This window comes from Anaplasma phagocytophilum (genome assembly GCF_023476575.1).
GTDB lineage: Bacteria > Pseudomonadota > Alphaproteobacteria > Rickettsiales > Anaplasmataceae > Anaplasma > Anaplasma phagocytophilum_A.
Window position 1 is genome coordinate 1 of record NZ_JAHLEX010000019.1, and the last position, 14,534, is coordinate 14,534.

Sequence of the window (14,534 nt, forward strand, 5' to 3'; positions counted from 1 at the left end):
TACGATAATGTATAGAAGAACTACCTGTACGAGTCGTCCGCTAAAAACATAGGAGCATCTATTGGCGTAACTGCCACACTTGAAAATAGCCTATGCCGCAAACGCCATCAGCAATGGGCTAAACCTCTACTTCATAGTGGGTAATATGCCGAAAAAAAACATTAGAAACCTACTATTAGAGACATTCTACGTCCCTAACAGCCTCCAAAACAAAGCCAAGCGACGACCATACTCTAAAAGGGGAAACCAGGCTATTGACGTATCAATCCACCTTCTATTTCTTGGGCGTTAATCTAAAATGGATTACCGCACAGGAGCGGGAGAAGAGTCTCTCATCAACTCCCCTCCCCGCTCGTATAGAGCGCACATCGGACTACTTTGCCAAAAGGCGAGCACCCCTTATACGCTCAAAAACATCCTCATACACAGAGATCCTACCCAAAAAACTCTCTATATACCCGTTCATACGCTGGTACTGCTTCTCGCTTATAGCACCAGACTGGAATGCTTTCGCAACATCATGCCTGAAAGACTCAGCATACGTTTTTGTAACATCCAAACGGCTCAAAGTAGACTCTATTACAGAGTCGGCATCACCCCTATCCATAGTACCATCCTAGTAAAACTAACCTACGATAAGCTAAAAACCAAGGCGAACACTACGACTATCTACCTCGTAAACAACAGGAAGCCGTATCCACTTATACACCTCTTATTGCACTAGCAAAGCGAGTGCCTCGCGTCAGTAATACACTTTTGGAGACCAGCTGTAAACAAAAAATATAGGATGTAAAATAAATAAAGTATGGTCTATAAGCTATTTTGGCTTTATATTATTTGAACGCTCCATCAGGAGTTGTAATATATGTTTTTCAGTAAGGTTATATTATCAATAGATAATAAAGTGTTAGTGGTAAAAAGGGTTTTTCTCTCTTCTGATCATGCTGGCGTAGAACTCAGATTGTTTCTTAGTGCATATCTAAGAGACTTAGGTTGCGAAGTTTTTGACTGTGGTTGCGATTCTAAAGAGCATTCCGTAGACTACCCAGATTACGTATGTGATGTTGTCAGAGAAGTATCAGATACGAGTTTTGGAGTTTTGATATGCGGAACAGGTATAGGCATGAGTATAGCTGCCAACCGTCATAAAAATATTAGAGCAGCTCTTTGTTCTTCTACCATGCTTGCAAAGCTTTCCAGAGAACACAATGATGCGAACGTTCTGTGTTTTGGCTCTCGTTACATAGAGCCTGATACTGCACAGTCCGTATTATATACGTTCATGACAACGGCGTTCTTAGGGGGAAGACATGCTATAAGAGTACAGAAACTTAAGTGAATAATACGTATGAAAAAACTGCATTATTAGAAGATCTTTCGTGTATTAATCGAGGTCTACATGCTGTTGCATATCACGCCTCTTTCCTTTTACATCAGACATTCTGTCCCTATGGAGTTGCTCTGCCAAAAATATGGCATTAAATCACATATTTCGGCTCTGCTTCTGCATCTCTACCGAATATGGCTAGATTTTACCTTGGGATATAAATCCGCTCCAACTCTAGCGTTCGAAAAGAAGAAAAAAGCTCAGCTACTCAGCTACTCAGCTACTCAGCTACTCAGCTACTCAGCTACTCAGCTACTCAGCTACTCAGCTACTCAGCTCGATATCTTAAAATTATTACGTTAAAAAGAAGTAATTTTCCTTTATTAGAAGATAATGCATGGATGTATGCGTCAACAGCTTGATTTCCCCTTTTAGAGAACGATTGAGTATTGCTATCCTGATCTCTGAGATATCACCGCTATTTACTACAAAGGAATTTTAAAAGAAGTAAATTACATTCTTTGTATGAGTACTATCATACAGGAGAAAGTGCGTCCCGTTACATATACCCACTATATTCCATAAATATCTATTCTACACATTCAATTACAGCCATTCTCTTACAGTATATAGATTGCTTATTCTCTGAGTACTACACTGATCTTTCCATGGCATTTCCCATGATTTTAGCCTTCGTAATATCACAACATTCTCTTTGCCATACTCTGAATACCGTACCCAACAAGCTTGTTGTATATCCATATGTCCACAACCTTACTGAACCAGGAGTTTATCTCTCCCATATTTTCCTTCAAAATATTTAGGTCATCATAATCTCTGGTTTTAGTGCCCAAACGTTAAAAGTACAATACAAGCTGAACAATAAAATGTGCTTGAACAACTCTTCCATTATTAGGGAAAACTTCCGTATATATCCTTCCCCATAATCACAAAAACTACCTACAAAACGCATGTACTAGAAATAAGCTCTACACTCATACACAACAAAATTCTCAAATATTGCTGGAAAAATTAGAGAGTATGATCTTGGTTTAGATCGTAATTAATAATATTAAGTTCTTAATAGAATTAACTTAGTATTCACATATCCTGCTTAGAATACGACAAGCGATTATCCATCAGATATCCCTACAATGCACAGCAGCTCCGTCTCTCTGCACAAGCAGGTATTACGTTTAGCAATGCAGCGTAAGAGAGTAAAAAAGCAATTCCTTGGGTATCTAGAGCAGTACAGGACTTTTAAGAAGAAAAGCACGTCTTTTAAGGGCAGTATGGGTTTTTCTTATACGGAAAGTGAGAAAATCAAAAAAAAGAAGTATAATGCTCAGCAATACCGCTGTAACACAGCTTTTAAAAAGCCTACTAAGACAAGTTTTGTCCTTAGGTTAACGGAGCAGCAACACGGAGTTTTGGCAGTAATCAAACGAATGCGCAAGGTTACTATAGCTCATGGCATGGATCCTGTTCAGAGGGCGGGACAAACCAAATCTTCAAATGAGAAGGACGCTGCCAGATTTGGGCGGGTACCTAAAGGGAAAAAGAGAACCGCTGCTATGTCCTTTTTGAAGATGCTTATCAAATTCCTGCTTATGCTTCTTTTTCCCATAATGTTTTGCAGCAACCTCCTTGTTAAGGGCATCCTAAAGGATTTACAATCTAGACACAAACCTACGAAAAAACCCTCTCTTCCCTTCTCATCTCTCCTGCTTTTGCAGCCTTTCACTACTAAATTCGTAACATCTATCCATCGCGCATTTCACCTACGCATTGTTATCTCGCAGGCTAATAACGCTAACTATATCTAGTTCTTCTACATTAACTGCCGCTGCTACTCTGTTGGACTTTAGTACATCACCTACATATATCCCATAAGGGAAACCCCCGATACCTGCGACGGTTATCACAATCGAGCCTACCTTTATTTCCCTATCATATGAGGAAACATTCGTAAAAACGGCACCTGTTCCAGAGCCAGATAGCAACGCACTTATCCCATTTTCTACAATAAAAACCTGAGCATCAAAACCCTTATCGGTCACAAGCAAAACTCTGGAACTACGCTCACTTACATCTACTATCTTTCCTACTAAACCTTTACTGTTTACAACAGCCTGCTGATTTCTAATACCGTCTCTAGTGCCTAAAGGAAGAAAAATTTTTCTCGAAATACCATCATATGCATGTATTACGCGTGTAGTAATATAAGATAGGCCCCCATAATCAGACAAAAAGTTTAATAATCGCCTCAAATTTTCATTTTCCTCAGCTAACATTTCTGTACGCACAAAACAAGACGCAACTCCCATAGCATCTTGAATTGCCGTACAATACTGAGAACATAAAGCAGCGGGTATAGGAGACTTTATTACTTCAGTTGCTGCAACACATCTATCTACAACATGGGTACGCATTCTCCAGAAAAAGCTGCTTTCATCTCCAGAAAACCACCGTCCATAACAATAAAGCAGTACTCCTGCTATGACTAATACACATACCCTGTGCTGCATTACCTTAAAAAGTCCCCTTCTAAGATAATAAGATACACCAGATGTTGGCTTTATACGTACGTATCTTACCATTGTCCCATTTTACCATTATGAAAGTACATCAGAAATTTGGTAAAGATATTATCAAAAATCTTGCTATGGAAAAAAACTATTTACACAATAAAACCCACTTGCGCCTCAATGGCAACAAAAGTCCTGAAAGCAAATCTACCAAAGCGACTTCAGAGCATACAAAATTTTTCCCTATATGCATAGAGAAAACGGAGTAAAGATCTCTCCCCTCTAAGAGTTTTTATTATGCACTAAATTATCAAGTTGAAGGCATATTCTGATCATTAGAAAATATTCAGAGATTTTGAGGATCTTATAATGCATTTTTTCGCTAAAATGTTTATTGCATATCTCATGCTCTCTTCTATGTTGTGATTAATGAATTGCTAAGCATCTGGATTTTTAACATTGCGTTTTATCAAAAATTTTGTTTACATGAGTCGGATTAACATATAACCTACCGATTGCTTTTAAGCGCCCTTAGCTCAGTTGGATAGAGCATTTGACTACGGATCAGAAGGTCGGGCGTTCGAGTCGCTCAGGGCGCATCTTCTAGGCTGAGGGATACACTGTCGTTTATTTAAGAAGTTATGAGTCATTCACTGCGATTTCTGTTCCTTTTCTTGCTTGTTGCATCAGCCTTTCTCTTAGGTGATATGGTGCCTTATAAGATCCAATCTCTCTTTTACACCGTTAGTTTATATGTGAAGGAGTGCCTGGTATTTCTATTGCCATTTGTGGTCTTCAGTATCATATTTCATTCTACGAGCCGGTTGCGCGGTAGCAGCGCTGTAAAAGTTACATTTTTGTTGTTTTCTATGGTGTTGCTGTCCAATACCTTGTCAGTGGGTATATCTCACTTTTTAAGTGTACAGGTCCTTGATATACTAGATAAAGAAATAATACATAGCTCTAATAGCAGTGCTGAAACACTTTTACCGGCTTATCCCGTTTTTACACTCCCGTCGATAATGAGTTGCGCAAAAGCTCTGGCCTTAGGGTTTATGTCTGCAGTTATACTGCAAAGGATTTTTGGCGATATTGCTCTTAAAGTATCCGAAAAGCTCTATAGTATAAGCGTTTTTATATTGGAAAAGGTCTTTTCTCCTGTAATTCCGGTATTCATAATAGGATTCACATTTAAGATAAGAAGCGATGGGGCTTTGGATACCCTCGCCAATAATTACGTCGCTATACTGTACATCTGTATTCCCGCTTTAGCGTATACAATCCTATTATACTTCATAGGTAATGGTGGATCCTTGAGTAAAACTGCTGAGGTATTGAAGAACATGTTACCTGCTGCACTGACTGGTTTTACTACCATGTCCAGTCTATTGACTATGCCTATAACTCTTGCTGCTGTAAAGAAGAGTACTAACAATTCAAACCTCGCCGATATTGCTGTACCTGGGTCGGTGAACATTCACTTGCTTGGAGACTGTTTCTTCACGGTTGTTCTTTTATCGCTCATGGCATCAGCTTTTGGAACGATGGATATGATGAGCACTTCGGATTATCTGCTTTTTCTCTTCTACGTTGTAATTATGAAGTTTGCTGAAGCTGCTGTAGCGGGGACAGGTTTATTGCTGATGTTTCCCGTAATGGAGAAATATCTTCACTTTACACCCGTAATGTTATCGCTTTCTACAACCGTGTACATACTGCTCGATCCTATAATCACTGTATTAAATATCTTAGGAAATGGAGCGTTCTCTATCCTGTTCATCAAGGCAAATAAATTGTTGTTTGGAGGCTCTACATCACCGAAGCATAAATCCAAAGGCTAGTGTGTTATCTCAATAGATCTTATTGATAGATTAATGTGTATTAAGTGTTCGTGTTGCATTAGATAATCTTTACATACTCATTTTAACTATTTACTTTGGCGCTTAGTGCATTAAAGGTAGTATGCGTGCTTTATGGTGTATCGTTTTGAGGTAAAGGTCTTCTTGTATGAAAATTAGCAACTCACACGCGGTAAAATTCTCTCTTCTGCTCATTGCTGTTATTTTGGCGTTTTGTTTTGCAGATTTCGTTCCCTATACTATAAGATCCTTTTCTTATGCTATCAGCCTCACCATAAAGGAAGTCATGGTATTTCTGTTACCATTTATCGTTTTTAGCATTGTTTTTCAGTCTGTATCAAAATTGCAGGGATATAACGCTATAAAGGTGGTTTTTCTGTTGTTAGGCATGGTTCTCTTGTCAAATTCTGCTTCTGTCTCCGTTGCACATGTTGTTGGAAAGATTGCAAGAGGCTCGGTCTCAGGAAATTTGACATGCTTTGATGATGCTAAGCCCTCCGTTGAGCTTCTTCCATATTACAGCTTCAGCTTACCCCGCCATATAAGTAGTCTGAATGCTGTGATCCTTGGCTTCTTATCTGGCATGCTCCTTCCCAAGATGCTAGGAAAAAAGTCTGAGAAGTTATCCAATATGATGGCCAGTGCAAGCGTTTTTGCTTTGGAAAAAGGGTTTGCTCCCATATTGCCTGTATTCATAGTAGGTCTTGTATTTAAAATGCAGAGTGACAACCTACTCGATATACTAGTAAGCAACGCGAACGTAGCCTTATTACTATTCTGCTCTGCTTTGTTATATATATCTTTTTTATACTTTGTGGCTGCGGGTTTTTCAATAAAACAAGGACTCAGAAAATTTAAGGCTATGCTACCAGCATCTCTATTCGCGTTTACTACAATGTCTAGCTTGATAACCATGCCCATAATACTGAAAGCTGTGAAAAAAGATTCGCAGGACGGTGATATTGCAGACATCGCAGTTCCTACTGCTCTCAATGTACACCTAGTTGGTGATTGTTTTTTTATTATAGTTATGGCCTTAGTAATCTCCGCAACATTCAATGGTGTAGGATGTATTACAACTTCAAGCTATCTTGCATTTTTGCTATATTTTCTTCTGGCGAAATTTGCCGTTGTGGCGATACCCGGTGGCGGGATCATAGTTATGCTACCGATTATCGAGCAATACCTAAATTTTTCACCAACAATGTTATCCCTTATAACAACGCTATATGTAGTTTTTGACCCTGCAATAACTTCTATAAATGTGCTTGGAAATGGGGCGTTTGCGATGTTATTTGTGCGAGTATATAGATTGTTCGTTAAAAATGGATAGTTTAGCAAGGTACCATTGTGAAGATAATGATTTTAAATACTTGCGGAGCTGAATGTGTTGTTGCGCTTTTTAACCCTGGTAATAATGAGTTCTATGAAAGGAAAAGCGTTAAGACAAATAATCACGCTGAATCATTATTTCCTCTCATAGATACGGTGCTTTCTGAAGGAGGAATATCCTACAAAAATTTGACTGACGTTGCAGTAATAATAGGCCCTGGCAGCTTTACTGGGTTAAGAGTATCTTTGGCGACAGCACAGGGTTTTGAGATTGCTTCTAGTGTTGCTGTTCATGGGATAAGTCTTCTTGAACTACAAGCATATTCAATTTTGTGTGCTTCTAAAGGAACTAAAGAAGATATAATTGCTGTGATAGAATCGACAAAAGCCGATTTTGTCTATTATCAAATGTTCAATAACTCGCTCATCCCCCTAACGGATGTACATTTAGTGCCTCTAAATGAAGTGCCTAAAGGCAAAATATTGAAGGGATCCCCTGCTATGGCTTTGAATACCAAGTCTATTGGGTTGTACCTTATTTATAAACTATCAAATCGACTTCCTAAAACCGCACTTGCCCCCATTTATTCGCGTTTTTACCACTAGAGTTTCCATGGTAATTTAAGACTGATAGTATAAATCGGGTTAGATATCAGTGTCGCACTTTTGTGCGTAAGCTCATATGGGAATAAGTGATATTTTGACGAGCACCTGTACCGTAAGGTGATATAGAGCTTACCTAAGGCAGCTTTAGTAACATGCACCACATCTACGCATTGTGATTATACTGTGTATTAAGTAGAGTCCACAATTTCCTGTGACAACAACTAAAAGTAGTCATTAACAATAAACTCTTCAGTCTACAGATTGCTGCTACGATAAAGAACCTTTAGCGTTAGAAGCGTAATTTAGAGAGACACTGATGAGTTAGAATTTTCTGCAAAAGACGGTGCATGACCTTATTCAAATAGTTTACTTGTGAGATCAGCAGTGAAAACCAAGAATATAACATTAAGCTTCTGAGAGAATACACTCACTGAGACTCTGTCAGGTCTGACGTACCTTTTACACATCCAACTGACCTCTACCTCTGGCGATTCATTCTACAGAGCACGTTTTAGCGTGAAAATCTTCACACGAAGATACCGTTGTATTGTGACTCCAGTCTATTAGCATCATCACGTATTGAACTAGCAGTTCCACCTTGATTAAAAGGTACCGCATCTTCTTTAGATGGCTTTAGCAATCCTACTACAGAGTCACCTTGATCTAGAAAACAACGATCTAGCCGCACCTACACCTAACATTTCTATCTTCAAAAAGTCACTTGTAGCCTTTTTCTCTCCGACTTCTAAAAATACTCTATATACCCGTGTTTAAAGGTTTTATTGAGGGAATTAGGAAAGATTTCACTCAAGTAAACATGACCTTTCTTTCAAATATCTCTGCAGAGATATGTACTACAAACTAAAATACAAACGTTTTGGAAAATATCTATAAATGTAAAACATTAAGTTTTAAGCATAAAATATTTTGAGACTAGTAGAATGCACTATAATACATATGCTATATCTTTTTGCTTGGATTAGAATAAAAATAAATTGCTCAGTCTCTCCATAGGAAACTTACATATATACCAAGGGATGTAGGAAATACCTTTTCGCCAAATTAGCAGTATATGCCTTGTGGGATACTCAGAAGCGTATGTCTTGTGAATACGATGTTTTTCTACACTGCAGGTTAAGATGATGTTTGGCATATTTTTTGTATTAGCAGGGCTTCGGTAAATGATGTCTGTGCGGTATTATTACCTATCAACAAATGTGTGTGGTGTATTTTTTGCTGCCGAAAATTGTCTCCATCTGCCAGGTAAGCGTGGCTTACTCTTGTAAGCATATAAAGAATTTTAGCTCGCAGTGTTAAAGAAATACTGTTATTTGATCCCTTAAAGGTATGCCTAAGTTCTCGACGGTTTGGAGCTGCCCTTCCTGCCATGTGCAATATATTTCCTGTTTTAATGACCGGGAGCTTTCAGTATCTCAGAAAAGCTTTTAGAAAATTGATGTGTCCCTTCGTAGTACCGTGGCAAGTATTATTATGAATTCTCGAAGATATGGAATTTTGTAGCACATTGAATATTACGGTACAGCATTTAAGAAATATACAGTTTAAAGATTCAAGTGTAGCATGTCATATTGCTACCACCTATGCCGAAAAAACTTACTTACACCATATGATGCTTTTAAGAATGTTACACGTTATGCTTCTGTCTAAATATTATTGAGAACGTGAGGAACAAAACTAATAGAAGATATGTAAGAAGACGCCTTCAAGCCCATTACTCATGGATTAGATAAGCAACTAGGCACGCATTTACTCCTGTTGTCCGCAGTATTTTTGGAGCATACTTATGTAGAATTCTGCATAAGTAGTAGCATGTATGAATTCATTAATACGGATGTATATGGGTAAGCACTCTTAAGCTTTTCATAGCACAGCAAAGTTCTATAGCTTTTGGAACTTCATATATCCCATCGGAACAAATTAATACGAGTCTATCCATACATTACGTAATGGCTACTATGCAAAATTCAGGATATTGCGCATAAACAATCAGAAAAAGTCTTGCAGATTTTTTCTGATTACTATATTCCTTCGGGAATCTGACCAGCTATGGACGTTCTGTTATGCGATCAAGGAAGATTTATGTTTTGGTGGTCATGGCAACGGTTTTAGGTGCCGTGGCTTTTGTCACTTTTGGAAGCATGATACCAATGGGTAAGTTGTCTAATTCTGGCAACGGACAGTGCGTTGCAATGTTGGGTAATAAATGTCTGCCATTGCGGGATTACCGTATAATGTACCGCAACGAGTTGGCAGAACTGGAGAAGGTATTACAATATAAGTTGTCAGATGCTCAAATTAATCAGTTTGGTATTAAGGAAGTTGTCCTTAAAAACATGATAGCTGATATGCTCGTAGAAAAGTTTGCTCGTGACGTGGGCATACGTGTTGGCTCAAAGAGCTTGCGGAGTCTGATCAAAAATATAAGAATATTTCAGGATTCCAATGGTGTCTTCGATCAGGAGAGATATGAATCCGTACTGGCTGACAGCGGAATGACTGAGTCGTCCTATGTGAATAAGATTCGCAATGCTTTACCCTCTACTATTCTAATGGAGTGTTTATTCCCTAATAGAGGAGAGTTACATATTCCTTATTATGATGCATTAGCAAAAGGTGTTATGTTGGGGTTGCTGCAGCATCGTGTGGCAGACATACTGGAAATATCTTCTGATGCCGTAGACATTTCAGGAAGCGATATATCTGATGATGAATTGCAAAAATTGTTTGAGGAGCAGTACAAGGATTCTCTAAATTTCCCTGAATATCGCAGTGCTGATTATATAATCATGACTGAAGACGACTTGCTTACTGATGTTATCGTTTCGGATCAAGAGGTAGATATTGAGATTAAAAACAGTGAGCTACATGATCAAAGAGATGTTCTAAATTTAGTATTTACAAACAAAAATGAAGCTGAGCTGGCTTACAAAGCCTATCGAGAGGGTGGTAAGTCTTTCGAGGAATTAGTTAGTGATGCTGGCTACACTATAGAGGATATTGCACTAAATAATATCTCTAAGGATGTTCTCCCGGTAGATGTGCGAAATGTGGTGTTTTCACTTAGCGAGGGGGAAGTCAGTGAAATGTTCCGTAGCGTTGTTGGCTGGCATATCATGAAGGTAATGAGGAAGCATGAAATCACTAAGGAAAACCTGGAAAAGCTAAAAGAGAAGATATCTTCAAATATTAAAAAGCAGAAGGCAGGTGAGTTGCTAGTTAGCAATGTGAAAAAAGCAAACGATATGATCAGTCGGGGAGCATCGCTGAATGAACTGAAGGATATGTTTGGTGTTCTGGTCAGTGGTGTTTTGACGAATTTTGATATGCGTGGGCTAGATCAGTCTGGCAACTTAGTGAAAGACTTTCCATCGCAACTTGGTATGAATGCCTTTACTACTTTGGCATTTTCGTCAGCCGTAGGAAAACCGTCTCATCTGGTTAGCAGTGGTGATGCTTATTTCGGCGTTCTCGTTACTGAAGTAGTGCCTCCAAGGCCAAGAACACTTGAAGAAAGCAGATCTATTCTTACTGAAAAATGGAAAAGTGCACTACGTATGAAGAAAATACGTGAATTTGCTTTAGAGTTGCGCTCAAAGCTACAAAATGGCACTGAATTGTCCGTTGAAAATGGAGTTTCTTTAAAGAAGAATGTCACGGTAAAAAAGTCAGATGGCTCTAACGGCAATGATAGCAAGTATCCTGAACGCTTGGTCGACGAAATATTCGCTATTAACATTGGTAGAGTAACGGAAGAAGTTATAGATTCTGAATCTGAGACGGTATACATTGCTCTGCTTAAAGAAATAAAAGATGCTGAAATAAGTGAAGAGGATCTAGAAAGCTACAAGGCACATTTTGTCAGTAGTGGCATCCTATCTATAAGGGAGCAGCTCTTAGGTCATTTGATGAAAAAATACGGAGTGACGATCGAAAATAGTTTGCTAGAGAAAGCGTAATTACGTGCTTTCCTGAGAAACTATTTTGTTTTTAAGGTGAAGCGCGTTAGTGGATTTCGGATATCTTGTGTGTGCGTTATATGTGTACTGTATGTGCTCCGTTACGTATGGATATGATATTGTCAATGAAGGTTTTGCTCTCTGATACAAAGAAGCGTATCGTAAGATAATGTGCACAAAACAATGATTAACTGTCTCTGCTAGTAAGCGTATATTGCTGGATGATTAAATTACAGGTATTTTCTTAGTGGTGGGTGCGTTGTAATGAAGTGAGTTGTACTTATAGGAATGATGAATATTTGAATGCTGGTGTGGAGCAAGTAATATGAAGGGAGAAGTAGTATCTTGGCCGTTTATAGAAGCTGAAAAAATTTTAAAGGAATTTGGCGATCGCGAGGAAATAATACTTGCTACAGGGTATGGTCCGTCCGGATTGCCTCATATAGGAACTTTTGGTGAAGTACAAAGAACAGTATATGTAGCTAATGCACTGCGTGAGATCTCTCCTAAAACTAAAACAAGGATTTTAGCATTTTCTGATGATATGGATGGGTTACGGAAAGTTCCTGATAACGTACCGAACCGTGAAATGCTAGAGGAACATCTGGGACAGTTACTGACCTCGATACCTGATCCGTTCGGCACCTACTTAAGCTATGGCCATCATATGAACAGCACCTTCTGTGCCTTTTTAGACAGATTTGGGTTTGAATACGAATTTATTAGTGCCACAGAGTGCTATAGATCCGGTAGATATGATGATGTATTGCTACGGCTACTAAGAAATTATGATAAAGCCGTAAGCATACTATTGCCAACGCTTGGTGAAGAGCGTCAAAAAACTTATAGTCCGTTTCTGCCGATATGTGAAAAAACGTCTAGAGTGCTGCAAGTGCCTATAGTCAAAACAGACGTAGAAAAGGGAACAATTTTTTATGAAAATGAAGACGGTGATTTGATAGAAGTAAAAGTAACCGGGGGGCATTGTAAATTACAGTGGAAAGCTGATTGGGGAATGCGTTGGGCCGCTTTTGGTGTGCATTATGAATCTCATGGCAAAGACCTAACTCCTTCTGCTAAACCGTCCGCAGAAATCTGCAAACTCCTTGGTAGAAGGCCGCCTATTCTGTTTCCATATGAACTTTTTCTTGATAAAGAAGGGAAGAAAATTTCCAAATCTAAAGGCAACGGTTTCTCTGTAGAAGAGTGGCTCACCTGCGCGCCGTATGAGAGCCTAGCCCTATATATGTTTCAAAACCCTAAAAGAGCTAAGCGCTTGTGTTCTGAAGTCGTGCCAAAATTTGTAGATGATTATTTGTCATTGTTACAAAAATACAATGGTGCTCCCTGTACTCACAATCCTGTATGGCATATACATAACGGTAAGGTTCCTAAAATAGAGCTATATGGTTTAACTTTTTGTCTCCTCATCAACATAGCATCAGCGTGTAATGCAAGCGATGTTGCAATGTTGGAGCAACTTATAAAAATATATAGGAACGGAATTGACTTAGAGGATAATACTCTATTAAGGAGGTTATTAAAGTTCTCTGTTGCATATTGTAGAGCATTTGTTATGCCTTCCAGATCATATAAAACACCTACTGTCGAAGAGAGTCATATGTTACTTGATCTGGCAAATACTCTTTCTTGCATGGATGATAGTAAATCACCTGATGAAATACAAAATGAAGTATTTGAGGTTGGAAAGAAGTATTTGCAGCCTAGTGATCTACGCATGTGGTTTAAGATGCTGTACGAAGTGTTGCTTGGACGAAGTGATGGACCTAGATTTGGGTCTTTTGTAAAATTATATGGTATTGAGAACACGGTGAAATTAATAAAGCGTAATGTTTCTGTCACTAAATAGGAGGAGTCACAGCATAATATGAGTGTTGTAGCATCTATTTTTGGGTTGTTTTTTTGTGAGTAATGTTGACGAATCAGAGCTGGTAAAGTTCTCAAATTTGGCTTCGGAATGGTGGGATGGAGAGTCTTTTTCATCTTTGCACAGGATAAATCCTTTGCGTGTTAAGTATATTCTTGAAAATTTACAGAAGGCTACTAACCCAGGTAATAGGCTTTTAGATATCGGTTGTGGTGGTGGGCTTATTTGCGAAGCCATGGTAAGGCTTGGCTTTAGTGTCACTGGAATAGACCCATGTAGAGAAGGAATAGAAGCTGCTAAACAGCATGCTGCTATTGAAGGCTTAGATATAGAATACCGTTTTACGGATGTAGAGTCTTTTGTACACTCTTCAGAGTGTTCTTCTTACGATATTATAACCTTAATGGAAGTTGTGGAGCATATCCCTGATTTGACTGAATTTTTATCTAGCTCCTGTAAGTTACTGAAACCCGGGGGTATGATTTTCATTTCTACACTAAACAGAACTATCAAATCCATGTTACTTGGTAAGATAGCTGCGGAATATATACTCCGTATGGTACCCCCTGGCACTCACCAGTGGAAGAAATTTGTCAAGCCTTCTGAGATTTACGACACACTATTAAAAAGCGGAGTGCTTGTCCAAGATATAAAAGGCATTACCTACAAAATACTGCAGAACGATTGGGTCTTAGATGATAGGGACATAAGTGTAAATTACATATTAGCCGCTCAAAAAGAGCAATAATATCCTTAAAAGGTTTGTATGATATTTATACATAGTGTGTATTTCAGAATGCACTACTATACCATATAGCCTTACTCCCTTGCACAGGCATAAAACTGTGCACGTAGTTTTCCTCATACTTGCCATAGCTCTCACTATCTTGCTTTTTCCTTTTATAAACCTCGTATCGATGTTGAAATGGGAAATTTCCATAGCTGTACAACCCTATCATAGAATGGTATACCCCCTCCAGCTGTGAAGACATCTTAGCGAGTAAGCAGGATATAGTA

At 38.6% G+C, this 14,534-nt stretch carries 13 protein-coding genes and 1 tRNA gene; 9 read left to right on the top strand and 5 right to left on the bottom strand.

Annotated features, from left to right (window positions below; all coding sequences use genetic code 11):
- Window positions 1-373 precede the first annotated feature (373 nt).
- On the bottom strand, window positions 374-607 hold the full coding sequence (locus KPX09_RS01750; protein ID WP_249548680.1) for a hypothetical protein: 234 nt from the start codon (window positions 605-607) through the stop codon (window positions 374-376).
- Window positions 608-865: 258 nt separating this feature from the next.
- On the opposite strand from KPX09_RS01750, the gene rpiB reads away from it, so the two are divergent.
- Window positions 866-1,339, top strand: coding sequence for a ribose 5-phosphate isomerase B (gene rpiB / locus KPX09_RS01755; protein WP_249548681.1), 474 nt, complete (start codon window positions 866-868; stop codon window positions 1,337-1,339).
- A 689-nt stretch (window positions 1,340-2,028) separates the two neighbouring features.
- On the opposite strand, the gene KPX09_RS01760 is transcribed toward rpiB, so the two are convergent.
- Window positions 2,029-2,181, bottom strand: coding sequence for a hypothetical protein (locus tag KPX09_RS01760; RefSeq protein ID WP_249548682.1), 153 nt, complete (start codon window positions 2,179-2,181; stop codon window positions 2,029-2,031).
- 348 nt (window positions 2,182-2,529) lie between these two features.
- On the opposite strand from KPX09_RS01760, the gene KPX09_RS01765 reads away from it, so the two are divergent.
- The gene (locus tag KPX09_RS01765; RefSeq protein WP_249548683.1) at window positions 2,530-3,153 is read left to right on the top strand and encodes a hypothetical protein; all 624 of its coding nucleotides are present in this window, start codon (window positions 2,530-2,532) and stop codon (window positions 3,151-3,153) included.
- On the opposite strand, the gene mreC is transcribed toward KPX09_RS01765, so the two are convergent.
- Window positions 3,109-3,927: a rod shape-determining protein MreC gene (mreC, locus tag KPX09_RS01770; RefSeq protein ID WP_249548684.1), complete on the bottom strand. Its 819-nt coding sequence runs from the start codon at window positions 3,925-3,927 to the stop codon at window positions 3,109-3,111. The two genes, KPX09_RS01765 and mreC, sit on opposite strands and share 45 nt — an antisense overlap.
- A gap of 453 nt (window positions 3,928-4,380) precedes the next feature.
- Here mreC and KPX09_RS01775 point away from each other — a divergent pair.
- From KPX09_RS01775 to tsaB, 4 genes are all read left to right on the top strand, one after another.
- A tRNA-Arg gene (locus KPX09_RS01775) sits at window positions 4,381-4,454 on the top strand.
- A gap of 42 nt (window positions 4,455-4,496) precedes the next feature.
- Window positions 4,497-5,696 (top strand): cation:dicarboxylate symporter family transporter, encoded by a 1,200-nt coding sequence (locus KPX09_RS01780; protein WP_249548685.1) that lies wholly within the window; start codon window positions 4,497-4,499, stop codon window positions 5,694-5,696.
- Between the two features lie 166 nt (window positions 5,697-5,862).
- Window positions 5,863-7,047, top strand: a complete 1,185-nt coding sequence (locus KPX09_RS01785) for a cation:dicarboxylate symporter family transporter (protein ID WP_249548686.1) — start codon at window positions 5,863-5,865, stop codon at window positions 7,045-7,047.
- A gap of 26 nt (window positions 7,048-7,073) precedes the next feature.
- Window positions 7,074-7,652, top strand: coding sequence for a tRNA (adenosine(37)-N6)-threonylcarbamoyltransferase complex dimerization subunit type 1 TsaB (tsaB, locus tag KPX09_RS01790; protein ID WP_249548692.1), 579 nt, complete (start codon window positions 7,074-7,076; stop codon window positions 7,650-7,652).
- Window positions 7,653-8,178: 526 nt separating this feature from the next.
- On the opposite strand, the gene KPX09_RS01795 is transcribed toward tsaB, so the two are convergent.
- Window positions 8,179-8,340: a hypothetical protein gene (locus KPX09_RS01795; protein WP_249548687.1), complete on the bottom strand. Its 162-nt coding sequence runs from the start codon at window positions 8,338-8,340 to the stop codon at window positions 8,179-8,181.
- 1,393 nt (window positions 8,341-9,733) lie between these two features.
- Between KPX09_RS01795 and KPX09_RS01800 the strand changes: the two genes are divergently transcribed.
- The 3 genes from KPX09_RS01800 to ubiG all read left to right on the top strand — a co-directional run bounded on the left by KPX09_RS01800 (window position 9,734) and on the right by ubiG (window position 14,265).
- Window positions 9,734-11,629 (top strand): SurA N-terminal domain-containing protein, encoded by a 1,896-nt coding sequence (locus KPX09_RS01800; RefSeq protein ID WP_249548688.1) that lies wholly within the window; start codon window positions 9,734-9,736, stop codon window positions 11,627-11,629.
- Window positions 11,630-11,954: 325 nt separating this feature from the next.
- Window positions 11,955-13,499 (top strand): lysine--tRNA ligase, encoded by a 1,545-nt coding sequence (locus tag KPX09_RS01805; RefSeq protein WP_249548689.1) that lies wholly within the window; start codon window positions 11,955-11,957, stop codon window positions 13,497-13,499.
- A 55-nt stretch (window positions 13,500-13,554) separates the two neighbouring features.
- Window positions 13,555-14,265 (top strand): bifunctional 2-polyprenyl-6-hydroxyphenol methylase/3-demethylubiquinol 3-O-methyltransferase UbiG, encoded by a 711-nt coding sequence (gene ubiG / locus KPX09_RS01810; protein ID WP_249548690.1) that lies wholly within the window; start codon window positions 13,555-13,557, stop codon window positions 14,263-14,265.
- Between the two features lie 43 nt (window positions 14,266-14,308).
- Here the strand turns inward: ubiG and KPX09_RS01815 are convergent.
- Window positions 14,309-14,534, bottom strand: a 226-nt coding sequence (locus KPX09_RS01815; RefSeq protein WP_249548691.1) for a hypothetical protein, incomplete at its 5' end; no start/stop codon positions are given.